Origin of the sequence: Microbacterium rhizosphaerae (assembly GCF_034120055.1) — a bacterium.
Taxonomy (GTDB): Bacteria; Actinomycetota; Actinomycetes; order Actinomycetales; family Microbacteriaceae; genus Microbacterium; species Microbacterium rhizosphaerae.
In genome coordinates this window covers 2005914-2029515 of the sequence record NZ_CP139368.1, presented here as the reverse complement: position 1 = coordinate 2029515, position 23602 = coordinate 2005914, and the positions used below count along the sequence as shown (strand labels likewise).

Genomic DNA, 23602 nt, shown 5'->3' with positions numbered 1-23602 from the left:
GCGCCTGCACGCTTCGTGAGAGGTCCGTTTACGCTACTTCTTGCCCGTTTCGACGTCACCCGAGAGCGCGGCGATGAACGCCTCCTGGGGGACCTCGACGCGCCCGACCATCTTCATGCGCTTCTTGCCCTCCTTCTGCTTCTCGAGGAGCTTGCGCTTGCGCGTGATGTCGCCGCCGTAGCACTTCGCGAGGACGTCCTTGCGCATCGCCCGGATGTTCTCGCGCGCGATGATGCGCGCGCCGATGGCGGCCTGGATCGGCACCTCGAACTGCTGGCGAGGGATGAGCTTGCGCAGCCGCTCGGTCATCATCGTGCCGTAGGCGTACGCCTTGTCGCGGTGCACGATCGAGCTGAAGGCATCCACCTTGTCGCCCTGGAGCAGGATGTCGACCTTCACGAGGTCGGCCTCCTGAGTCCCGGCGGGCTCGTAGTCCAGGCTCGCGTAGCCTTGCGTGCGCGACTTCAGCTGGTCGAAGAAGTCGAAGACGATCTCACCGAGGGGCATGTTGTAGCGCAGCTCGACGCGCTCCTCGCTGAAGTACTCCATGCCGAGAAGCTGCCCACGGCGACCCTGGCAGAGCTCCATGACGGTTCCGACGTAGTCCTTCGGCAGCAGGATCGCGGCCTTCACGACGGGCTCCGACACGGTGGCCACGCGCCCGTCGGGGTACTCGCTCGGATTCGTCACCGTCACGTGCTCGCCCGTGTCGGTCGTCACCTCGTAGATGACGCTCGGCGCGGTCGTGATCAGATCGAGGCCGAACTCGCGCGAGAGGCGCTCGGTGATGATCTCGAGGTGCAGGAGGCCCAGGAAGCCGCAGCGGAAGCCGAAGCCGAGCGCGACCGACGTCTCGGGCTCGTACTGGAGCGACGCATCCGACAGCTTGAGCTTGTCGAGCGCCTCGCGCAGGTCCCCGTAGTCGCTGCCGTCGATCGGGTAGATGCCGGAGAAGACCATCGGCTTCGGGTCGGTGTAGCCGGGAAGGGCCTGGGTCGCCGGCTTGCGCAGGTTCGTGATCGTGTCGCCGACCTTGGACTGGCGCACGTCCTTCACGCCCGTGATCAGGTAGCCCACCTCCCCGACTCCGAGACCTCTCGTGGGCACTGGCTCCGGGCTCGACACGCCGATCTCGAGGAGGTCGTGCGTGGCCCTCGTCGACATCATCTGGAGGCGCTCGCGGGGCTCGAGCTTGCCGTCGACCATGCGGACATACGTCACCACGCCCCGGTACGAGTCGTAGACGGAGTCGAAGATCATGGCCCGCGCCGGGGCGTCCGCGCTCCCCGTGGGGGCCGGGATGTCGCGGACGATGCGGTCGAGGAGCTCCTCGACGCCCTGACCCGTCTTGCCCGACACGCGCAGGACGTCGTCCGGGTCGCCGCCGATCAGATTCGCGAGCTCGAGTGCGAACTTCTCGGGGTCCGCCGCCGGCAGGTCGATCTTGTTGAGCACCGGGATGATGGTGAGGTCGTTCTCCAGCGCCAGGTAGAGGTTCGCGAGGGTCTGCGCCTCGATGCCCTGCGCAGCATCCACCAGCAGGATCGCGCCCTCGCACGCGGCGAGGCTCCGGCTCACCTCGTACGTGAAGTCGACGTGCCCGGGGGTGTCGATCATGTTCAGCGCGAACGTGTCGTCCTGGGCCGACCACGGCATGCGGACGGCCTGCGACTTGATCGTGATCCCGCGCTCGCGCTCGATGTCCATGCGGTCGAGGTACTGCGCGCGCATGTCGCGGTCGGAGACCACGCCGGTGATCTGCAGCATGCGATCGGCGAGGGTCGACTTCCCGTGGTCGATGTGGGCGATGATGCAGAAGTTGCGGATCAGCTCGGGCGGTGTGGCGGACGGCTCGAGAGGCTTCAGGGCGCGGGGTGACATGTCCAGAAGATTCTACGGGGCAAAGCACCGGCGGCAGGATGCGGCGTCTGCCACTCTCCCCGCCTGAGCCGCAGCCGGTTGCAGAGAATTCATCAGGAATTCCCAGCAGATCCTTTTCTTTGTCGGCGGCCAGGGGCAGGGTGGGAGCCGAGTCGTGTCACGTGCGGCTTCTCTTCCGATCCATCATCCATGGAGGTGGGCTTCGATGCCCTTGACCAAGAATCGACGGCTCGCCGTCGCTGCAGCCGCCGCCACCGCGGCATGCCTGCTCGGTGCCGGACTCTCGGTACCGGCGTTCGCGAACACCGCCGGAACCGGCATCGTCATCAGCGAGGCGTATGTCAACGGCGGCTCGGGCGGTGCGTCGTACACGAACAAGTTCGTCGAGCTGTACAACCCGACGTCGGCGGCGATCAGCCTCGGTGGTGACACGCTGCAGTACCGCGCCCCGACCAGCACGGTCACGCCGGGCGGGTCGCAGGTCTTCGCGCTCACGGGGTCGGTCCCGGCGCACGGTCATTTCCTGATCCAGCTGCCGAGCAACGGCGCGAACGGCTCCGCTCTGCCGACGCCCGACCTCGACACGGGTGCCAGCGTCAATCCGGGCTCCGGGGGCGGCACGCTCTACATCGCCGCGAGCACGACGGGTGTCCTCCCGACCGCCGCGAGCGTCATCGACAAGATCGGCTGGGGCACGAGCAACTCCCCGGAGGGCACGGCCGCCAGCGGCAATTCGGTCGTCTTGAGCTACCAGCGCTCCGCCACCGGCACCGACACCGACAACAACGCGGCCGACTTCACCGTCGCAACGCCCACCCCGCAGGCATCCGGCGGCGACACGACTCCTCCCGGGGGCGACACTCCCCCGACGGTGGCGATCGCCGACATCCAGGGCTCGACCGACACCTCTCCCTACGTCGGTCAGAAGGTCACCACGACGGGCGTGGTGACCGCGGACTACCGCACCGGCGGGTTCAACGGCTTCTTCCTCGAGACCGGCGGCGCCGGGGGCGCGGCGGCCGACGACCTGACGCCGGGGAGGTCCGACGCCGTGTTCGTCTTCGGGTCCGTCTCGGCCGGCCAGGTGAGTGTCGGCGACAGCGTGTCCGTCACCGGCACCGTCGCCGAGTTCAAGGGCGAGACCGAGATCACCTCCCCGACCGTGACGAAGCTTCAGACCGCGCTGCCCGCGGTCACGGCCGACACGCTGGCGTGGGCGGACCTCACGACGGACGCGCAGAAGGAGGCCCACGAGGGCGAGCTCCTCGCCCCGCAGGGCACGTTCACCGTCACGGACAACTACGACGCGAACTGGTACGGCTCGTTCACCCTCGCGGCGGGCGTCACTCCGCTTCGCCAGCCGACGGATGCGGGCACCGCCGGCTCCGCCGAGGCGCAGGCCGCCGCCGCCGACAACGCCGCGCGCATGATCACGCTCGACGACGGCTCCAGCATCAACTTCAGCTCGTCGTCCAACACCGGCATCCCGCTGCCCTGGCTCACGGCCGGCAACACGGTGAGCGTCGGCGCATCCGTCACCTTCCACGAACCCGTGGTCCTCGACTACCGCAACAGTCTGTGGAACTTCCAGCCCACGACGCCGGTGAGCGATGACGGCGCCGCCGTCGCCACCTTCAGCGACCGTCGCGCGGCGAACCAGCAGCCGGCGACCACCGGAGGCGAGGTCCGGATGGCGACCTTCAACGTCGAGAACTACTTCCCGATGACCGGTGCGAAGTTCGTCGGCAGCGGCCTCGGCTCGTGCACGTACTACACGGATCGCCAGGGCAACCGCATCGCGGTCAACACCTGCACGACCACCGACGGTCAGGCCGGGCCGCGCGGTGCCGCCGACGACGTGAGCTTCGCGCGCCAGCAGCAGAAGATCGTCACGGGCATCAACCGCCTGGGGGCGAGCATCGTCTCGCTCGAGGAGATCGAGAACTCGGTCAAGTTCGGCGAGTCGCGCGACGCCGCTCTCGCGGGTCTGGTCGAGGCGCTGAACACGGCGGCGGGGTCGACGGTCTGGGCCTATGTCCCCTCGCCCACGGCGGACCAGCTGCCGGCGCTCGCCGACCAGGACGTCATCCGCACCGCGTTCATCTACAAGCCGGGCGCCGTCACTCCCGTCGGCTCCTCGATCGTGCTGACCAGCGCATCCGGCCCCGGCCAGTCCTTCTCGATCGCCCGCGAGCCGCTCGCGCAGGGCTTCAAGCGGGCGAATGCGAGGGATGCCGACGCCTTCGTCGCGGTCGCGAACCACTGGAAGTCGAAGGGCACGGGCACCCCGCTCTACCCGGGAGACGAGGAGAACACCTCATCCCCCGCCGTGGACCAGGGCGGGTACAACGCCACCCGCGTCCAGGAGGCCAAGGACACGATGGCCTTCGCGAACCAGGTCGCGGCGAGCCTCGGCACGCAGCGCATCTTCCTGCTCGGCGACCTGAACTCCTACACGCACGAGGACCCGCTCCAGGAGCTGTACACCGCCGGCTACACCGACCTCGGCAGCACCTTCGACCCGAGCGAGCAGACGTACTCGTACAACGGACTCGAAGGCTCGCTGGACCACGTGCTCGCCAACGCCGAGGCCCTGAAGATGGTCACGGGTGCCGATGTGTGGCAGATCAACGCGCAGGAGGCCGTTGCTTACAACTACAGCCGCTACAACTACAACGCGACGCTGCTGTTCAACGGCGGTGACCCCTTCGCCGCGTCGGATCACGACCCGGTGGTCGTGGGGCTCCACCTCCCCGCGCCCGCGGCATGGAGCTCGACAGTCGCGTACAACAGCGGCGACCTCGTCACCTACGGCGGGTCGATCTGGCAGGCGCAGTTCTACACGAAGGGGGATGTGCCCGGCGCATCCAAGAAGGTCGTGTGGGCCGAGCTCGCCACGGCTCCGGACGGCTCGGTCGAGTGGACGGCCACCCGGATCTTCCACACGGGGGACGTCGTCGAGCACAACGGCGTGACGTACGTGGCCCAGTGGTGGACGCAGGGCGACGTGCCCGGCGCATCCATCAAGAAGCAGCCGTGGAAGCCGCTGAGCTGACGACCGAACACCAGCGCGAAGGCCTCCGGCATCCTGGGCGATGCCGGAGGCCGCGCCGGTCGCCGGCAATCACCCGCCCGGCGTGTTGCGCGGGGCGCCGAACCCCAGGCGGTTGCGCAGTCCGGACCTGACGTCTCGATGAGGCAGGGTGCGCAGCCACGCCGCGGGGTTCCGCAATTCCTCGGCGATGTACGCCTCCGTCGCGGTCATGAGCGGAAGCCAGCGCGCGGCGTCGCGCATCGTGTTCGCCTCATGCCAGCGGTAGGCGAACAAGACCTCGTCCACGTATCGCAGCTTGTACCGGAGGGCGAGGCGGAAGTTCAGGTCCCAGTCCTCGAGCGTCCCCGCGCGCCAGCCCCCCACCTGAAGCACCGCCGAGCGCCGCAGCAGCTTGCCGTTGGGAATGTAGTGCGAGCGGTGCAGGGTGCCCGGCTTGCCGAAACGCGACCGATCGAAGGACCCCGGGCGATGAACACTTCGCAGATACTCCACCCAGGTGCGGTATGTCGCCTCCGACTCGTCGACGAACGTGTCCCGGTCAACTCCCCAGAACACCCGGCGGCTGTCGCGATCGATGATGATGCTGTCGCCGACCGCGAGCGCGACGCGTGGATCCGCCTCCAGCACGGCGAGCAGCACCTCGATCGCGTGCGGCGCCGCGCGATCGTCGGACGCGTTGAGGAAGACGTAACGCCCGCGCGCCTGGGCGATGAGATCGTTCAGCATCGACGCCACCCCGGTGTTGACGGTGCGCTGCTCGAACACGACGCGCGTGAATTCACCACCCCGCTCCCGGATGAACGATCGGATGACGGCGGCGGTGCCGTCCGTTGACGCGTCGTCGCCGATCAGCAGTTCGAGGGGCCGATGGGTCTGCGCCGCGAGCGCGTCGAGGCACTCGCGCACATATCGGACGTGGTTGTACGCGGGCACGAGCGCTGAGACGAGTTCAGGCGATGCCACAGAGCACCTCCGCGACGCGATCCACCTGCGCATCGGACATCGCCGGATGCAACGGGATGCTGAGCACCTCGGCCGCGAGCCGCTCGGCGATGGGAAGCGACGAACCGGCGAGCTCCGCGTAGGCCGGCTGCAGATGCGGGGGCGTCGGATAATGCACGGCGGTCTCCACGCCGGCCGCGCGCATCGCGCCTCGGACCCGGTCGCGCTCGGGCGACCGCACGACGTAGAGGTGGAAGGCGTGGCCGGCGGTCGCTTCGGCGGGGAGAACGAGGGCCGCAGCTCTCAGTCGCTCGCTGTAGCGGCGCGCGATCGCTCGACGACGCTCGTTCTCCGTGTCCAGGTGGGGCAGCCTGACCCGCAGCACGGCGGCCTGCAGTTCGTCGAGCCGGGAGTTGACGCCGGCCAGTTCGTGGACGTTCTTCTGGGCAGACCCGTAGTTGCGCAGCATCCGGATCCGCGCGGCCAGGTCGTCATCGTCGGTCGTGATCGCGCCACCGTCGCCGAGGCCGCCCAGATTTTTCGTGGGATAGAAGGAGAAAGCGGCGGCATGGCCCCAGCCGCCCGCCCGGCGCCCGGCTCGCTGGGCGCCGTGCGCCTGGGCCGCATCCTCGATGAGCAGCAGCCCGTATCGGCGCGTGATCGCCGACAGCGAATCCATGTCGCACAGGCGCCCGTACAGGTGGACTGCGATCACGGCTCGCGTGCGCGGCGTGACGAGGCTCTCGACGGTCGAGGGATTGAGCAGCATCGATTCCGGATCAGGGTCTGCGAGCACCGGTGTGCAGCCGTTCGCCGTGACCGCCAGGACGGTGGCGATGAACGTGTTGGCAGGTACGATCACCTCGTCGCCGATGCCGAGGCCGTAACCGCGGAGGATGAGCGAGAGGGCGTCCAGCCCGTTGCCGACGCCCACGGCGCTGCGGGTTCCGCAGAACTGCGCGAACTCCGTCTCGAACGCCGCCGTCTGCGGGCCGAGGATCGTCTGCCCGTTGTCGAGTACCGACGCGATGGCCGCGTCGATCTCCCGCCGGTGCGGCGCGATCACCGCCTGCAGATCATAGAACGGGATCATCGGCTGCGGAGCTCCCGGAAGCGGTCGGGCGAGACGATCGCGCTGCCCGGGTCGTAGTCGGTGTCGGCCAGGACGAGGAGCACGCAATCCGGGCTGAAATCCGAGAGGACGAGCCAGGTCATCGGCGGCACGAGCAAGGAGGCGTCCGGCCTGTCCAGCTCGACGGTATGCGCGCCGGCGGGGCCGTCCACCCTCGCGCGACACGAACCCGCCACACTGACGAGCAGCTCCGTGGTCGTGGCGCTGGCGTGGCCCGCGCGCATCCGATCATCGACGTTGCCATAGATCCAGAACACTCGACGGATCTCGAAAGGAACCTCCGCACAGGAGCTCACTGCGACGAGATGCCCCCGCGCATCGCTGTGCCGGGCGAGGCGGATCACGTCGCTCATGCGCTGTCGCGCTCCGGGCTGACGGCTCGCGCGGGATGACCGTAGTAGCGCGTGTCGGGCGCAGCATCTCTCAGCAGCAGGCTCCCGATGCCGACGAACGCGCCCGGGCCGACAGACAGGTCGTTCGTGAGCGTCGACTCCATGGCGATGTACGCGCCGTCGCCGATCGTGCACCCTCCGCCCACCGTGGCGCCCACACCCAGGAAGGTGTGATCGCCCAATCGGTGGTCGTGCCCGAGGTAGACCTTCTCCCTGACGACGTTGTCGTGGCCCATCGCACCGCCGAACCCGATCGTCGTGAAGGGGAAGACGATGTTGTTGGTCCCCCAGTCCTGCTCCCCCTGCACCACGGCGGAGGGATGCGTGTAGTTCGTGTGCCGGTACCCCAGAGAACTCATGACCGCCATGTGCTCCCGGCGGGCCTCCCACCCCCCGAGCCCGCCGAGCACGGACAGACAGGCGACGTCGTCACGTGGGATCGCGGTGGAGACGGTGTCGTGCGGGATGAGGGGCACACCCAGCAACGCGGGCTCCGTGCAGTAGCGCTCGTCGGCCGTGAAGGCGCGAACCCGATACCGATCATCGGAGTCCAGGAGGTGGAACACCATCCGTCCGAGCGGACCTGTGCCGTTGAGCAAGACGTCGATCATCCCCATGTGATCCTTCTGCGAGAGGCTCGCTCAGGATACCCGCCTGCACACCGATCAGCGGCATAGCCTGGGTCTGTGGTCGTCCAGGTCGTGTTCGTGCACGGCATCCGCACGTCCGCGACGATGTGGCGGGCCCAGGAGACGTTCCTGACGGAGCGGGGCAACCCGTTCACCACCGTAGACCTGCCGGGCCACGGCCGCCGGATGACGGAGGAATTCACGCTCGAGCGGGCTCTCGGCACGATCGACGAGGCGGTCCGCAGGGCGGCGGAGATGGGCCCCGTCCTCCTCGTCGGCCATTCGATGGGCGGGCTCCTGACGGCGGAGTACGCCGGGCGGGAGCATCCGCCGCCCATCGCGGGGCTGATCGCCGCGTCCTGCACGGCGATCCCCCGGCGCAACGCGCTCGCGACGTATCGCCTGTTCATCCGCGCGTTCGACTCGCTGCCCGACCGCGGTGACTGGCTTGCGGCGCGGGTCCTGCAGTTGACGCTGCCCGAGGCGACCCGCGCGGACGTCTCGGCGGGCGGCTACGCGTACGACGCCCAGCATGCCGCGCTCGAGAGCCTCGAGGCGCTCGACATCGAGGCGGCTCTGCCCCGCATCCGCGTGCCTACCTGGTTCATCAACGGACAGTTCGACCAGCTGCGCATCAATGAGCGGCGGTTCATGGCCCTGAAGCCCGACGCCGAGCTCATCGTCGTGCCGCGTACGAGTCACCTGGTCACGGTGATGCGCCCCCGGGTCTTCAACGCACTGCTCGCCGTCGCGCTCACGACGCTCGAGGCGCAGCCTGCGCAGGGCGGCTGACGCGCTCGCGAGCCGCCCACGTCATCGCCGCGCCGACGAGCGACAGCACGCAGGCGGCGACGAACACGAGCCAGAATCCGCCGGCGAGGGCGACCAGTGCCGCACCCAGCATCGGTCCGATGAGCTGACCGAGCGCCGCGGTGACGTTGACGATGCCGAGGTCGCGGGCGTGGTCCTGCTCGTCGGGCAGCAGATCGGTCGCGAACGCGAGGCCGACCGTCGAGAACCCGCCGTAGCCGAGGCCCATGAGGGCGGCGGCGATCAGCGTCACGGTGAACGTCGGCGAGATGGCGATGACGGCGCCCGAGGCGGCCTGCACGACGGCGCTGATCACCGTCAGCCGCCGGCGGCGACCCGTGCGATCGGACACGACGCCGGTCCCGACCGAGGCGATTACGACGAACACCGTGTAGACGACGATGAGCAGGAGCAGGTTGTCCTGCGCCTCGGCCTCCTTCTGATTCAAGCCGTGGAGCAGGAAGAACAGGAAGAGGGCCGTCCCGAGGGCGTTGCCGACGTTGGCGACGAGGCGTCCGCCCAGCATCCAGGCGAAGTCCCTGTCGCGCAGCGAGGCGAGTCTTCCGCGGCCGCGCGAGCCTGCGGCGCCGGCCGTCGGGAAGTCGGATGCCGCGGCCGGCGGATCCGGCAGCAGCAGCGCCGCACCCGTGCCGACGACGGCGATGAGGACGGCGAGCAGGAGGTAGCCGGCGAGCACGCCCAAGCCGAGCAGCACGACGAGTCCGACGCCGAGCACGATGCCGACGGCCTGACTCGAGCCGACGGCAGCAGACGCCGCGCCCCGCTGCGTCGGCGGCAGCTGATCGGCGATCAGGGCCGTGAAGGCCGCGGATGCGACCGCGACACCGACCGACACGCCCACCCACGCAGCCCCGACGGCCCAGGGGCCGCTCGTGAAGCCCATGGCCGCGAGGCACAGCGCCGTGAGCCAGGCGCCGCCGATCGCCCAGGGGCGGCGACGTCCGGCGCGACCGTGCGTGCGGTCCGACAGGGCACCGGCGAGCGGTCCCGCCGCGATGCCTGCGAGCCCCCCGATGCCGAGGACGAGCCCGGATGCCACGACCCCCCGGATCCAGTCGCTGCCGGTCGTGTTCAGCTGCAGCGGGAGCAGCAGCTGCACGGGGGTCAGCTGAACCGTCCAGATGACGAGCCACGCCAGGGTGAACAGCGTCATCCAGCGCGCGCCCACGCGGGCGGTCATGCGCGGGACTCCGAGACGAGGGCGCGGTACCAGTCGTACGACGCCTTCGGCGTGCGCTCTCCGGTGGCGAAGTCGACGTGCACGAGGCCGAAGCGCTGCGTGTACCCGTCGAGCCACTCGAAATTGTCCAGGAGCGACCACACGGTGTACTCCTCCACATCCACGCCGGCGGCGACCGCATCGGCGACCGCCGAGATATGCCCGGCCAGATAGGCGATCCTGTCGCCGTCCTCGACGCGCGCCGCATCCGCCGGCTCGGGGAAGGATGCGCCGTTCTCGCTGATGATGACGGGCGGAAGCTTCTCGCCGTACCGGTCGCGCATGCCGACTAGCAGCTCGGTGAGCGCCTCGGGCACGATCGCCCACTCGGGTCCGAACCCGGTGCAGGGGGCATCCGGCGTCGGCACGATGTCGAACGGCAGCGGGCTGTCACCCTCCGCGGCCGTGACGGTCGTCGGGTTGTAGAAGTTGACGCCGTAGAAGTCCTGCGGCGCGGAGATGAGCTCGAGGTCGCCGTCCTGCACGGGCATGGGCGGAAGACCGAACGCCTCGAGATCCGGATACGCGCCGCTCAGCAGCGGATCGGCGAAGACGCGGTTGTGCAGGACGTCGTAGGCGACCGCGGCCATCGCGTCCTCGGCGGTGTCCCGCAGGGGCCTGACCGGCGTGTGGTTGTTGACGATCCCGACCCGGTGGCCGCCGTCCGCGTGCAGGGCCTGCGCGACGAGCGCGTGGGCGAGCAGCTGGTGATGCACGGTGGGCAGCGCGCCGAACAGCAGCTGCTTCAGGGGCGCGAGAGATCCGATGCCATACCCCTGCAGCGTTGTCATCGCGGGCTCGTTGATCGTGTACCAGTCGTGGACGCGGTCGCCGAGCCGGTCGGCGACGAGTGCCGCGTAGTCCGCGAAGCGGGAGGCCGTGTCGCGGGCGAGCCATCCGCCCGCCTCCTCGAGATCCGACGGCAGATCCCAGTGGTACAGGGTCGGGAACGGCGTCACGCCGACCTCGAGGAGCGCGTCCACGAGACGCGAGTAGTAGTCGAGGCCTGCCGCGTTCCCGGGTCCGGTGCCGCCGGGCTGGACGCGCACCCACGAGATTCCGAACCGGTAGCGGTCCACCCCGAGTCCGCGCAGCAGGGCGACGTCGTCGCTCGCGCGCCGGTAGCTGTCCGCGCTCGGGTCGGCGATGGCTGCGTCCTTGATCACCCCCGGCGTGTCGACCACGTCGTCCCAGATGGATCGGCCGCGCCCGTCGGCGGCCCGAGAGCCCTCGATCTGGAAGGCGGCGGTCGCGACGGACCATCGCAGGCCCCTCGGGACGGATGCGGTCGGGTACGCGTGCATGGAACTCCTCGGACGTCGTCGTCTGCGATACCTGACGATTGTGCACCCCGTGTCACGGATTCTGCGACTCGGTGCCACCCACGTCCCCCGACTGTGCGCATCCCTGCGCCGCGCATGAGATCCCCGGGCCGACCTGTTAGACTCGGCTTTTGGCTTGCGTGTGGGGTCCCAACCCTCACGATCGCCGCGCGGCGCCCCTCTCGCGTTCGCCGGCAACAACCGATCCGATTCCGAACGAAAGAGCGTCCACGTGGCGAACATCAAGTCGCAGATCAAGCGCAACAAGACCAACGAGAAGGCGCACGAGCGCAACAAGGCCGTCAAGAGCGAGCTGAAGACCGAGGTGCGTCGCACCCGCGAGGCCGTCGCCGCCGGTGACAAGGCCGCCGCTCAGAAGGCCCTCACCAAGGCGTCGAAGAAGCTCGACAAGGCCGTGAGCAAGGGCGTCATCCACGCCAACCAGGCCGCGAACCGCAAGTCGGCCATCGCGAAGCAGGTCGCCGCTCTCTGAGCCGCGCTTCTCGGAAGGCCCGTCCCCTCGTGGGGCGGGCCTTCGGCGTTCGCGCTGATGGCTGACGGCCCCGGCCGGCGGCGGTCGGCCGGTCAGCCGTCGTAGGCACGCCGGCTCCGCGGCGGCGGTCGGCGGGTCAGCCGCCGTAGGGCGCGCGTGTCGCGATGATTGTGATGAGCCGCTCGAGTGCGTACACCGGGTCTCTCGACGCGCCCTTGACGTCGGCATCCGCCTGCGCGGTCGCCATGATCGCGAGGCCGAGGGTCCGCTCGTTCCAGCCGCTCAGATCGCGGCGCGCATTGTTGACCTGCCAGTCCTTCATGCCGAGTCGGGTCGCCAGCGCGCCGGCGGGCTCACGGCTGCCGGCGACCCGCGCCATGGTCCGCAGCTTCATGGCGATGGCGGCGACGAGCGGCACCGGGTCGACCCCGGAGTCGAGAGCCTGACGGAGCGCGACGAGGGCGTCGCCGTAGCGGCCCGCGATCGCCGTGTCGGCGACGGTGAAGGCCGACGTCTCGACCCGGCCGCCGTAGTAGCGCTCGACGATCTCGGCGGTGACGTCCCCCGGAACGTCGGCGATGAGCTGCTGACACGCGGCCGCGAGCTCGGTGAGGTCGTCGGTGAACGCCGAGACGAGGGTGCGCAGGGCCGCGGGCGCGATGCGACGACCCACCGAGGCGAACTCCGCGGACGCGAAGTCGAACCGGTCGGAGTCGCGCTTGATCGCGGGGCACGCGACCTCGACTCCCCCGCCGGTGCCCGCTCGTATCGCGTCGAGCAGCTTCTTGCCGCGCACGCTCGCGCCGTTGTGGCGGAGGATGACCGTCGCCCCGTCCTGCGGAGCCTCGATGTAGGCGAGCGCCTCGGTGAGGAAGGCGTCGGACATCCGCTCGCCGCCCGAGATCCGCACGAGTCGCGGCTCGCCGAACAGCGATGGCGCGGACACGCCGAGGAGCGATCCCGACGTGTAGTCGTCGGCACGGAGGTCGGAGACCTCGAGGCTCTCGTCCTCCGCGCGGAGGTAGTCGCGGACGGACGCGATCGCCCGCTCGGCGCACACCTCTTCGGGCCCGGACACCAGCACGATCGGCGCCGGCTGCGGACTGCGCCATGACAGCTGCGGGATCGTCGACCTCGTCGCGGCGGACCGGGTGCCCGGCTTCGCCGCAGGGGTGCGTCGGGGTGCCGGGGCCATGCGTTCAGCCTATCCGGCGCCGCCGACACGCCTCCCGCTGGACGAAGCGCTCGGGGTGGGCGCGCCGCCCGGCGGCGGTGCGCGCTCACGCCACACCTGGATGCCCGCATCGACGGACGTGACGAGCAGCATGCCCTCCTGATCGGTGCGATGGATGCGCGCACCCAGCGCCATGAGGAACGCCAGCGTCGGCGCGCGCGGGTGGCCGTAGTCGTTGCCGAGGCCCACCGAGATGAGAGCGACCGGCGCCCGCAGTGCGGCGTACAGCCGGGCCTCCTGGTCGGCGCTGCCGTGGTGGGCCACCTTCACCACCGCGTACGGCGGCCGCAGCGCGCCGGAGCGAAGGAGCGCCCGCTGGACCACGGCATCCGTGTCGCACAGCAACAGCGACGGCGGGACCTCTCCCCCGCGGACATCCAGGATGATGCACGACTCGTTCCCGGGCGGGAAGGCGCGGCTGCGCGCCTGCGGCCACAGCACCGTCCACGTGGCGGCCCCGAGGCGTCCCGACATCCCCGTGTGCGTGTCGACCAGTCGCGCGCCGGCCCTCTCGAGACGGTCGAGAACGCGCTGATCCGAGGGCTTGCCGATCGGGCCGTGCAACACCGTGTCGACCCGACCGAGGAGGGCTTCGAATCCGCCGGCGTGGTCCTTGTCGTAGTGGGTCAGCACGAGGATGTCGATGCGATCGAGGCCGAGCCTGCGCAGGCACGCGGCGACCGGTGCCGGTTCGGGTCCCGTGTCGATGAGCGCCGTCCGTCCGTGGGAGCGGACCAGCAGCGCGTCGCCCTGCCCGACATCGCACACCCCGACGGCCCAGGCGGGCGGCAGTCCGATCCGTGCCATCGCCGACGACGAGAGCCCGCTGCCGGCCACGACTCCCACGACGATCGCCAGCACGGCGGCGGCCGGGACGATCGCGCGGCGCAGCCGCGCCGGACGGATGACGACGAGCGCCACCGCGACCGCCACCGCGCCGAAGGACGCGACGCCGACGATCCCGGTCAGCCACGGCACGAGGTGCGCGGGCAGGGACGCCGTCGTCTGCGCGGTGCCCGCGATCCAGGCCGCGGGGATCCACGCCAGTGCGGCGAGTCCGGACCGCAGCAGCGGCAGCGGCGCCGCGAGACAGGCGGCGAGTCCCAGGATCGTCGCCGGGCCCGCGGCCGGATCGGCGAGGAGGTTCGCGACGATTCCGTAGAGCGGGATCGCCGGGTTGATCGTCATCAGCAGCGGTCCGCAGACGAGCTCGGCGGAGAGCGGCACGGACAGCGCCAGGGCGAGGGCGCGCGGCATCCATCTCGACAGACCTGTCGCGAGCGGGCGTGCCAGCACGAGGAGGGCCGCGGTGGCACCGGCCGACAGCGCGAAGCCCAGCGAGAGGGAGAGCGCGGGATCGCCCAGCAGCGCCACGACGACGGCCGTGCACAGCAGGGAGACGCCGGCCCCGGTTCGCCCGAGCAGGACGCCCATCATCGCGATGGCGGCCATGATCGCGGCACGGACGACGCTCGGCTCGGGCGTCACGATGCCGACGAAGAGGGCGAGAGCGGCCACTCCCATCACCACCCGGAGCCCGCGCCGCGCTCCGCACAGCGCCGCCACGCCGAATGCGATGCCGACGACGAGCGCGCAGTTGGCCCCGGAGACGGCCGTCAGGTGCGTGAGCGACGTGACCTTCATCGCCGCGACGAGCTCCGGGTGGACGGCGGACGTGTCGCCGACGGCGAGACCCGGCACGAGGCCGGCACCCGGCTGCGGAAGCCCCTCGGCCGAGGCGACGAGTCCGCGTCGCAGATCGGAGGCCAGCGCCAGAAGTCCGCGGGGCGCGGTTTCGACGCGGATGCCGCGCGACGCGCGCACGACGAGCACGGCGCGCTCCCCCGGATCCGCCCGGAACGCCGTGCCGGACGCGACGACCGTGGACCCCACGTCCAGCCGCTCGCCGGAGACGTCGCCGGGCGCGACGGCGATCGACACGGGGACGTCGACGCGGTGCCGCTCATGGCCTCGATCGATGCGGCTCGCGACGGCGTCCAGGCGCAGCGTGCCGGTCGCATCGCGTTCGACCTTGCCGACCACGAGGGCATGCACATCGATCGCGCGTCCGCCGTCGACCCCGAGAGCGGCTGCCGCGGCCCGCGACGGCTGCGCGAGAGCGACCTGCCCGCAGACGGCCGCCGCGAGGGCGAGCGATACGACGGCGAGCGAGACCGCGGTCCGTCGGCGGCGACTGCTCGCTCGCCGGGCGCCGATGATCGCCGCGGCCGCACCCAGTCCGCCCACTCCGGCCAGGACGGCGGCGAGATCGGGCTGGAGCACCGCTGCGATCGCCGCGCCCCAGACAACCGCCGCCACCGGCACGAGCCTCAGGTCGCGCACGTCACACCGTCACGAGATCGCGCAGGCTCTCGAGCATCTTGTCGCCGATGCCGGGGACGGCGAGCAGGTCGTCGACGCTCGTGAACCGGCCGTTCTGCTCACGCCAGGCGACGATGCGAGCGGCCAGGGCCGGACCGATCCGCGGGAGCGCGTCGAGAGCCGTGGCATCCGCCGTGTTGAGATTCACGCGGCCGTCGACGGGCGCCGCCGCAGCGCCGGTCGACGCGGGCTGCGCGCCGACGATCGGCACGACGAGCTGCTCGCCGTCGGTCAGCGGGCGCGCGAGGTTCACCGCATCCTGAGCCGCGCCGTCCGCGAACCCGCCTGCGGCCGCGACCGCGTCCACGACCCGCGCCCCGTCGTCGAGCCGATACAGCCCCGGCACCCGCACAGCGCCGGACACGTGCACGAACAGCTTCGCGCCGCTGACGGCCGCGCCCGTGGTCGACACCGCGAGCGGCACGTCGTCGACGGGCGCGGTCGCGCCTCGCAGGATGCCGATGCCCACCGTGACGGCGAGGGCGACGAGCGCCACGACGATGGCGGCGCCGACGCCGAGCCGCCTCCGCGCGCGGAGAGGTTCCTCGGTGGTCACCGCCCCAAGCTAGGAGGGCCGGCATCCGTTCGCCCCCGCGTCACGCGAGGGCGTGGATGCGGCGACCCTCCGTCGCGACTGGGGAGGAGGCTATTTCGTGCTGAAGCTGACGACCTTCGGCGCCCGCACCACGGCACGGACGACCTCGCGATCGCCGAGAGCACGGACCACACGCTGGTCCTCCCGAGCCCGGCGCTCGAGCTCCTTCTCGTCGATGCGCGCCGGGACGTCGAGGGTCGCGCGGACCTTGCCGTCCACCTGCACGACGGCCGTGACGGTCTCCTCGATGAGAAGGGTCTGGTCGGCGCTGCGCCAGGGGACGAGACCGACGAACGGCTCGTAGCCGAGTATCTCCCACATCTCCTCGGCGGTGTGCGGGGCGAACAGGTCGAGGACCATGGCGGTCACCTCCGCCGCCTCGCGGACGGCCGGATCGGCGGGACCGGCGCCCGTGTCGATCGCCTTGCGGGTGGCGTTGACGAGCTCCATCAGCCGGGCCACGACGACGTTGAACTTCGTCTGCTCGACGAGGCTCGGCGCATCCGCCAGCAGTCGATGGGTGACGCGGCGCAGGGATGCGTCGCCCTCGGCCCACACGACAGCGGGGTCGCTCGTGACGTCCTGCGCGACGCGCAGCGCCCGGGACAGGAACTTCTGGGCGCCCGTCGTGGAGACGTCGTTCCAGTCCTTGTCGTCCTCGACCGGGCCCGCGAAGGCCAGGGCGACGCGCAGCGCGTCTGCGCCATGCGCATCCAGCTCGTCCTGGAAGACCACGAGGTTGCCCTTGCTCTTGGACATCTTCGCGCCACCCAGGATCACCATGCCCTGGTTGATGAGGCTCGAGAAGGGCTCGGTGAAGTCGACCAGCCCCATGTCGTAGAGCGCCTTCGTGATGAAGCGCGCGTACAGCAGGTGCAGGATGGCGTGCTCGACGCCCCCGATGTAGAAGTCGACGGGCGCCCAGGTGTCCGCCGCGCGCGACGAGAACGCCTCGGACGCATCCGTGGGTGACAGGAAGCGCAGGAAGTACCACGAGCTGTCGACGAACGTGTCCATCGTGTCGGGGTCGCGCAACGCGGGCTCACCGGTCTCGGGATCCGTCGCCTGCACCCACTCGGTGGCGGCGCCCAGCGGCGAGGCGCCCTTCGGCTTCAGGTCCAGGCCCTCGGCCTCGGGCAGCCGCACGGGCAGCTGGTCGTCCGGAACGGGCACGATGCGGCCGTCCTCGGTGTGCAGCATCGGGATGGGAGTCCCCCAGAACCGCTGGCGCGAGATCAGCCAGTCCCGCAGGCGGAAGTTCTTCGCCGCGCGGCCGCGGCCGCTGCGCTCCAGCTCCTCGATGGCGCGCGTGATGGCATTGCGCTTGGACAGGCCGTCCAGCGGGCCCGAATTGATCATGCGGCCCTCGCCGACCAGGGCGATGCCGGTGCGGGCGGGATTCAGATCCTCGAGGTCGACGCCGACCGGCACGCCGTCCTCATCCAGCTCGATCACGGGGATCGCGCCGGTGATCGGCGCGGTCGTGTCCACGACCACCTTCACGCGCAGGTCGAAGGCCCGTGCGAAGTCGAGGTCGCGCTGGTCGTGCGCGGGGACGGCCATGACGGCGCCGTGGCCGTAGTCGGCCAGCACGTAGTCGGCGGCCCAGATGGGCAGCCGGTCGCCGTTCACCGGATTGATCGCGTAGCGCTCCAGGAACACGCCCGTCTTCGGACGATCGGTCGCCTGGCGCTCGATCTCGGATTCGCGCTGCACGCGTTCCAGGTAGTCCTGGAAGCGCAGACGCACATCGGCGCCGGCCTCCGCGGCCAGCTCGGCTGCCAGATCGGAGTCGGGCGCGACGACGAAGAATGTGGCGCCGTGCAGGGTGTCGGGACGCGTCGAGAAGACCGTGACCTTCTCGGCGCGACCCTCGATCTCGAAGTCGATGTCGGCGCCGACCGAGCGGCCGATCCAGTTGCGCTGCATCTGGATGACCTTCTGCGGCCAGAAGCCCTCGAGCTGGTTCAGGTCGTCCAGCAGCCGGTCCGCGTAGTCGGTGATGCGGAAGTACCACTGCGTCAGCTTCTTCTTGACGACCAGAGCGCCGCAGCGCTCGCAGTGGCCGTCCACGACCTGCTCATTGGCCAGCACGGTCTGGTCGTTCGGGCACCAGTTGACCGGGCTCTCCTTGCGGTATGCCAGGCCGCGCTCGTACAGACGCTGGAACAGCCACTGGTTCCAGCGGTAGTACTCCGGGTCGCTCGTGTGCAGCACACGGCTCCAGTCGAACGAGACGCCGTAGGCGCGGAAGCTCGCCTTCTGCTGGTCGATGTTCGAATATGTCCACCCGCGCGGGTCGACGCCGCGCTTGATCGCCGCGTTCTCCGCGGGCAGGCCGAAGGAGTCCCAGCCGATCGGGTTCAGGACGTTGTAGCCGCGGTGACGCCAGAAGCGCGCCACGATGTCGGAGTAGAGGTAGTTCTCGGCGTGCCCCATGTGCAGGTCGCCCGAGGGGTACGGGAACATCGCGAGGATGTACTTGCGCGGCCGGGTGTCGTCGTCGCCGCCCGCGCGGAAGGGGTCCTTCTCGGCCCAGAGTGCCTGCCACTTCGCATGGATCGCATGCGTGTCGAAGCCGCCGGCGTCTGCGGCACCGGCTGCGGTGGTGGTCGAGGAGTTCTGAGACACGGAGTGGGCCGATCCTTACCTGGGGTGTGGCACGCGAAAAACGTGCATTCCAGGTTACCGGACAGGGGGCCTCACCAGCCGGGCGGCAGCTGCGCCCCGAGAGCCGCGAGGGGCGCCCTCGCCTTCACTCCGACCTCGGCGACCTCCTCGGCGGCGACCGACAGCCACGTGATGCCCCCGCCGGCTCCCACGGAGGCGCCGTCGCCGCGCACGACGATCGAGCGGATCACCATCGCCGCATCCATGCCGCCGTCGACACCCACCCATCCGAAGCAGCCGGCGAAGATGCCGCGAGGCCCGCGCTCCAGGCGGTGCAGGATCGCCATGGCGGACAGCTTCGGAGCCCCGGTCATGCTGCCGGCGGGGAACGCGGCATCCCACAGCTCCCCCACCGTCGTGCCGGGCGCGAGCTGCGCGGCCACCGTGCTGACGAGCTGGTGCACCGCCGGGTACGACTCGATCTCGAGCAGCCGCTCGACCGTCACGGTTCCGGTCTGCGCGACCCGCGAGAGGTCGTTGCGCATGAGGTCGACGATCATCACGTTCTCCGCGCGCTCCTTCGGGCTGGAGTGCAGCTGTGCACGCAGCGCGTCGTCGGCGGCGGCATCGATCCCGCGAGGCCGGGTGCCCTTGATGGGATGCGTCCGCACGACAGCGCCGCCGTGCTCGCGGTGCGGTGACACCTCGAGGAATCGCTCCGGACTCGCGCTTGCGAGCGTCACACCCTCGATGCGCACGAAGCCTCCGTGGTGCGCGGGAGTGGCGCCGCGCAGCGCGAGATACGCGGCGACCTCGTCGACCGGGCCGTCGACGTCGAATCGCGTCGTGAGGCAGAGCTGGTAGGCGTCGCCCTCGCGGATCGCCGCCCGGCAGTCCTCGATGAGCCCCGCGTACTCCGCGGGCGTGTGCCGCGCCCGCGCGGTGCGCGGCTGCGGATCGCCGACCGATGGCTGCGCCGCCCAGGCGTCGAGCTCGAGCGCGAAGGCGTCCGGATCGGGAGCGAAGAGCCATATGCAGCGGGCGGAATGCTCGAAGGCGATGTAGCGTTCCGCACGCATCCATTGCGACGGCGTGCCGTCCCCGGCGGCGACCGGTGCCCCGGCGCGCGCGGCGCCGTCCTCGTACGCGAGCCAGCCGACCCATCCGCCGCGGAAGGCGCCGCCCTCGGAGGCGACACCGGGAGCGCACACGACCGCGCGCACCTCGTCCACCTCGACGCGCGAACCCACCCCCAGCCAGCTCCAGCCGTCCACCGCAGCGGGTCCCGCATCCAGCCAGAAGAGGTCGGGATGCAGACGAGCCGCTCCCGCGAACAGCCGCTCGGGCTCGCGCCACGGCGCGCGCACGGGGTGAAGCTCCACGCGTCCAGGGTAGAGGCAGGTGCTCCTAGGGGATGCGGAGGTGCGCATTCTAGGCTCGGACCATGAACGACGTGCTGTCCTGGCTGCTCGACGCCGTCCAGTCCGTCGAGCCGTTCACGCGCACCCTCGTCGCCGCGGGCGCGATGCTGCTGGAGACCAGCCTGTTCGTCGGGCTCATCGTGCCGGGCGACACCGTCGCGATCGTCGCCGGAAGCGCAGTCGGCTCACCGCTCGAAGGCGTGACGCTGGCTGTCGCGATCATCGTCGCGTCACTGGCCGGCGAGAGCATCGGCTACGGCCTCGGGCGGTGGGCGGGGCCGGCCATCCGGCGCTCGTGGGTCGGGCGCCGCATCGGGGAGCACACGTGGGTGCGCGCCGAGCGGTACATCCGGCGGCGCGGCGGCCCGGCGATCTTCCTGTCGCGGTTCCTGCCGGTGCTGCATTCGGTCGTGCCGGTCGCGGTCGGAATGAGCGGCTTCTCCTACCGCCGGTTCCTCGCGTGGACCGCGCCCGCGTGCGCCCTGTGGGCGTCGCTCTACGTGACGGTCAGCGCCGTCGCCGCGGGCACCTATCGCACGCTGTCGCACGAGCTGCACGTCGCGGGCTACCTGTTCGTCGGCATCATCGCGCTCTTCCTCGCCGGCGTGGTCGTGGCGAAGCGGGTGCTGCACCGACGCGAACGACGTCATCTCGAGGCGGACGAGGAGAGCGGCGCGGAGCCTGGGCTCGGCGCGAGCGCCCAGACCGGCATGGGAGACTGAGAGGATGTCCCGAGAGACCGCCGAGCCGACGCGCGCCCGCGTGCTGTGGATCGCGCGCCTCGAGTACCGGTTCCACGCGTGGCGCGAGCGCCGCGCGCGCCGGAAGGGCTACATGCCGACCGTCATGACCTTCCCCGGATACGGCGGTGACGGCTGGGTGCGCGTCCTCGGACGCGTCATGATCGTGCCGCTGGTGCCGACGCGGCGCCGCCGCGAGGTCACCGGATCGGTACGCGGCTGGCGCAGCTTCGCCGCGGTGCCGATCGGCTTCGCCCAGGTGCAGGTGACCATCGGAGGCGTCACGCACGAGGTCGTCTCCGATCGCGGCGGCGTGGTCGACGTGGTGCTGCCGGCGCCCCTCGAGCCCGGCTGGCACACGTTCACCCTCCGCGTCGAGGGCAGCGAGCCGGTCGAGTCCCGCAGCCTCGTGGTCGGACCGGACGTCCGGTTCGGCATCGTCTCCGACGTCGACGACACCGTCATGGTGACGGCGCTGCCGCGGCCGCTCGTCGCCGCGTGGAACACCTTCGTCGTCGACGAGCACGCCCGCCAGCCCGTCCCGGGCATGTCGGTGCTGCTCGAGCGCATCGTGCGCGAGAAGCCGGGCGCACCGGTTGTCTATCTGTCCACGGGCGCGTGGAACGTCGCGCCGACCCTCATGCGGTTCTTCACCCGCCACCTCTTCCCCTCCGGCGCCATCCTGCTCACCGACTGGGGTCCGACCCACGATCGCTGGTTCCGCAGCGGCCCGGCGCACAAGCTGCACAACCTGCGGCGGCTGGCGGCCGAGTTCCCGAACATCCGGTGGCTGCTGATCGGCGACGACGGTCAGGCCGACGACGACATCTACACGACCTTCGCGGGCGAGAACCCCGCCAGCGTCGTGGGCGTCGCGATCCGTCGCCTCTCTCCCGCGGAGGCGGTGCTCGCCGGCGGCCGCACCGTCGTCGACGACCACTCGGCGGCGGAGGTGCCGTGGGTGACCGGGAACGACGGCGCCGAGCTGCTGGACCGTCTCACCGAGGTCGGGATCCTCGGCGGCACCGACGTCCGACCCCGCGCGTAGGCTGGCCGCATGTGCGGACGATTCGTGGTCGCGAACGTGGGATCCGAACTCGTGGGGGTGCTGCGGGTCGACGTCGAGGCGGATGACCTGCCGGCTCCGTCGTACAACGTCGCTCCGACCTCGCAGGTGGCCATCGTGCTCGACTCGGCCAAGACCGAGCCGCCCACGCGTCGTCTGGAGCCGGCGCGCTGGGGACTCGTCCCCGCGTGGGCGAAGGACCCCTCGATCGGCTCCAAGGCGTTCAACGCGCGTGCTGAGGAGGTCGAGGACAAGCCGATGTTCCGCACCGCCCTCGTCAAGCGCCGCGCGGTCGTCCCGGCATCGGGCTACTACGAGTGGAAGACGACGGATGCGGGCAAGATCCCGCACTACATCCACCCGGCGGACGACGGGCCGCTCTTCTTCGCCGGCCTCTACGAGTGGTGGCGCAATCCCGCGCTCGCCGACGACGACCCGAACCGGTGGATGCTGAGCTTCACGATCCTCACGCGCGACTCGGTCGGCGATCTCGGCTCGATCCACGATCGCATGCCGCTCTTCCTCGACGCCGACTTCGCCGACGCGTGGCTCGATCCGACGGTCGAGAACGTCGGCGACATCCTCGATGCCGCGATCGACGCTGCGCCCGCCCTCGCCGAGACGCTCGACAACCACGTCGTGTCGAGGGCCGTCGGCAACGTCCGGAACGACTCGCCGGACCTCATCGAGCCGGTCGACGACGCCGCCTGATGATCGTCGTCGAGTCGGCCGTTCTGGAATCGGTCGTTCTGAAGCCGGCAGAGTGGCGGGCGCTCGCAGCGGCACACGAGGAGCGTGCGGATGCGCTGACGGCTGCGCATCGCGTGCGTGCCGCCCGAGGCGAGAAGCATCCGATCGAGGACTTCCTCTTCACCTACTACTCGTACAAGCCGGCCGTCCTGCGCCGCTGGCACCCGGGCGGAGGCATCGAACTCGCGGAGGCCGCCGCATCCCCTCGCGCCGACTGGCGCTGGTATGTCGGAGGCCGCGATCCGGGGTCGCTGCGGGTGGACACGGCGGGCTTCCTCGCCGAGAAGACCCTGCTCGTGCAGGGGGTCGAGCGCATCGTGCGGTCGGCGCTCGGGCGTCCGGCCGGGTTCGGATGCTTCGGGCTCCACGAGTGGGCGATGGTCTACCGGCAGGCCGATCGTCGGCACGAGGTGCCGCTGCGACTCGGCCAGGCCGGCACGGACGCCGTGGTGGATGCGCACGACCTGCGCTGCACGCACTTCGACGCCTTCCGGTTCTTCACCGACGAGGCTGTGCCGAGAAACCGCATCCAGCCGACGCGCGAGGAGCAGGCGGCTCTGGAGCAACCCGGCTGCCTGCACGCCGGGATGGACGTGTACAAGTGGGCGATCAAGCTCGGGCCCCTGGTGCCCGGCGACCTGCTGTTGGACGCCTTCCAGCTCGCGAGCGACATCCGGCGTCTGGACATGGCGGCGTCGCCCTACGACCTGCGCGCATGGGGTGCGGAGCCCGTCGCCATCGAGACCGCCGCGGGCAAGGCCGAGTACGTGCGACGCCAGCGCGGCTTCTCGGACCGCGCCCAGGGGCTGCGCCGGCGACTGCTCGATGCACTCGAGCTGGCCCGGGCCGAGACGGCGGCCGTCGGCTGATTCGGAGCGGCGGGCAGCCCGGTCGGCGGCGATCCTCGC

At 70.7% G+C, this 23602-nt stretch carries 19 protein-coding genes; 7 read left to right on the top strand and 12 right to left on the bottom strand.

Translation table 11 applies throughout. The features are described from left to right. Positions 1 to 33: 33 nt before the first annotated feature. Positions 34 to 1881, bottom strand: a complete 1848-nt coding sequence (gene lepA / locus SM116_RS08945) for a translation elongation factor 4 (RefSeq protein ID WP_320944086.1) — start codon at positions 1879 to 1881, stop codon at positions 34 to 36. 205 nt (positions 1882 to 2086) lie between these two features. On the opposite strand from lepA, the gene SM116_RS08940 reads away from it, so the two are divergent. Further along, positions 2087 to 4936: an ExeM/NucH family extracellular endonuclease gene (locus SM116_RS08940; RefSeq protein WP_320944085.1), complete on the top strand. Its 2850-nt coding sequence runs from the start codon at positions 2087 to 2089 to the stop codon at positions 4934 to 4936. A 69-nt stretch (positions 4937 to 5005) separates the two neighbouring features. Here SM116_RS08940 and SM116_RS08935 read toward each other — a convergent pair whose 3' ends face one another. Genes SM116_RS08935 through SM116_RS08920 form a run of 4 tightly spaced genes read right to left on the bottom strand, consistent with a single transcriptional unit; the run spans position 5006 to position 8013 of the window. Next, on the bottom strand, positions 5006 to 5899 hold the full coding sequence (locus SM116_RS08935) for a glycosyltransferase family 2 protein (protein WP_320944084.1): 894 nt from the start codon (positions 5897 to 5899) through the stop codon (positions 5006 to 5008). Continuing rightward, the gene (locus SM116_RS08930) at positions 5886 to 6971 is read right to left on the bottom strand and encodes a DegT/DnrJ/EryC1/StrS family aminotransferase (RefSeq protein ID WP_320944083.1); all 1086 of its coding nucleotides are present in this window, start codon (positions 6969 to 6971) and stop codon (positions 5886 to 5888) included. The genes SM116_RS08935 and SM116_RS08930 overlap by 14 nt, the downstream gene beginning before the upstream one ends. Continuing rightward, positions 6968 to 7363 carry a sugar 3,4-ketoisomerase gene (locus SM116_RS08925; RefSeq protein WP_320944082.1) on the bottom strand — a complete coding sequence of 132 codons (396 nt, stop codon included), beginning with the start codon at positions 7361 to 7363 and terminating at the stop codon, positions 6968 to 6970. Before SM116_RS08925 ends, SM116_RS08930 begins: the two co-directional genes overlap by 4 nt. Then, a complete protein-coding gene (locus SM116_RS08920) occupies positions 7360 to 8013 on the bottom strand; it encodes an LbetaH domain-containing protein (protein ID WP_320944081.1) in 654 nt (217 codons plus the stop codon). The genes SM116_RS08925 and SM116_RS08920 overlap by 4 nt, the downstream gene beginning before the upstream one ends. Positions 8014 to 8088: 75 nt before the next feature. Between SM116_RS08920 and SM116_RS08915 the strand changes: the two genes are divergently transcribed. Continuing rightward, positions 8089 to 8823 (top strand): alpha/beta fold hydrolase, encoded by a 735-nt coding sequence (locus tag SM116_RS08915; RefSeq protein ID WP_320944080.1) that lies wholly within the window; start codon positions 8089 to 8091, stop codon positions 8821 to 8823. Here SM116_RS08915 and SM116_RS08910 read toward each other — a convergent pair. Continuing rightward, on the bottom strand, positions 8786 to 10042 hold the full coding sequence (locus SM116_RS08910) for an MFS transporter (RefSeq protein ID WP_320944079.1): 1257 nt from the start codon (positions 10040 to 10042) through the stop codon (positions 8786 to 8788). The genes SM116_RS08915 and SM116_RS08910 overlap by 38 nt on opposite strands. Continuing rightward, positions 10039 to 11385: a GH1 family beta-glucosidase gene (locus tag SM116_RS08905; RefSeq protein ID WP_320944078.1), complete on the bottom strand. Its 1347-nt coding sequence runs from the start codon at positions 11383 to 11385 to the stop codon at positions 10039 to 10041. Before SM116_RS08905 ends, SM116_RS08910 begins: the two co-directional genes overlap by 4 nt. Before the next feature lie 250 nt (positions 11386 to 11635). On the opposite strand from SM116_RS08905, the gene rpsT reads away from it, so the two are divergent. Next, positions 11636 to 11896, top strand: a complete 261-nt coding sequence (rpsT, locus tag SM116_RS08900) for a 30S ribosomal protein S20 (RefSeq protein WP_320944077.1) — start codon at positions 11636 to 11638, stop codon at positions 11894 to 11896. 136 nt (positions 11897 to 12032) lie between these two features. On the opposite strand, the gene holA is transcribed toward rpsT, so the two are convergent. From holA to SM116_RS08875, 5 genes are all read right to left on the bottom strand, one after another. Beyond that, a complete protein-coding gene (holA, locus tag SM116_RS08895; RefSeq protein WP_320944076.1) occupies positions 12033 to 13091 on the bottom strand; it encodes a DNA polymerase III subunit delta in 1059 nt (352 codons plus the stop codon). 9 nt (positions 13092 to 13100) lie between these two features. After that, positions 13101 to 15473, bottom strand: a complete 2373-nt coding sequence (locus SM116_RS08890; protein WP_320944075.1) for a ComEC/Rec2 family competence protein — start codon at positions 15471 to 15473, stop codon at positions 13101 to 13103. Position 15474: 1 nt separating this feature from the next. Further along, positions 15475 to 16068, bottom strand: a complete 594-nt coding sequence (locus SM116_RS08885; RefSeq protein WP_320944074.1) for a ComEA family DNA-binding protein — start codon at positions 16066 to 16068, stop codon at positions 15475 to 15477. A gap of 90 nt (positions 16069 to 16158) precedes the next feature. Next, positions 16159 to 18738, bottom strand: coding sequence for a leucine--tRNA ligase (gene leuS / locus SM116_RS08880; protein WP_320944073.1), 2580 nt, complete (start codon positions 18736 to 18738; stop codon positions 16159 to 16161). A gap of 71 nt (positions 18739 to 18809) precedes the next feature. Next, a complete protein-coding gene (locus SM116_RS08875) occupies positions 18810 to 20099 on the bottom strand; it encodes an anthranilate synthase component I family protein (RefSeq protein ID WP_320944072.1) in 1290 nt (429 codons plus the stop codon). Between the two features lie 62 nt (positions 20100 to 20161). Here SM116_RS08875 and SM116_RS08870 point away from each other — a divergent pair, with 62 nt between their 5' ends. The 4 genes from SM116_RS08870 to SM116_RS08855 are packed head-to-tail and all read left to right on the top strand — an operon-like array spanning position 20162 to position 23563. Further along, the gene (locus tag SM116_RS08870) at positions 20162 to 20860 is read left to right on the top strand and encodes a DedA family protein (protein ID WP_320944071.1); all 699 of its coding nucleotides are present in this window, start codon (positions 20162 to 20164) and stop codon (positions 20858 to 20860) included. A 4-nt stretch (positions 20861 to 20864) separates the two neighbouring features. Then, a complete protein-coding gene (locus SM116_RS08865; protein WP_320944070.1) occupies positions 20865 to 21926 on the top strand; it encodes an App1 family protein phosphatidate phosphatase in 1062 nt (353 codons plus the stop codon). Between the two features lie 9 nt (positions 21927 to 21935). Further along, complete coding sequence (locus SM116_RS08860) at positions 21936 to 22655, top strand: SOS response-associated peptidase (RefSeq protein ID WP_320944069.1); 720 nt, start codon at positions 21936 to 21938, stop codon at positions 22653 to 22655. Continuing rightward, on the top strand, positions 22655 to 23563 hold the full coding sequence (locus tag SM116_RS08855) for a 3-methyladenine DNA glycosylase (RefSeq protein ID WP_320944068.1): 909 nt from the start codon (positions 22655 to 22657) through the stop codon (positions 23561 to 23563). The genes SM116_RS08860 and SM116_RS08855 overlap by 1 nt, the downstream gene beginning before the upstream one ends. Positions 23564 to 23602 lie beyond the last annotated feature (39 nt).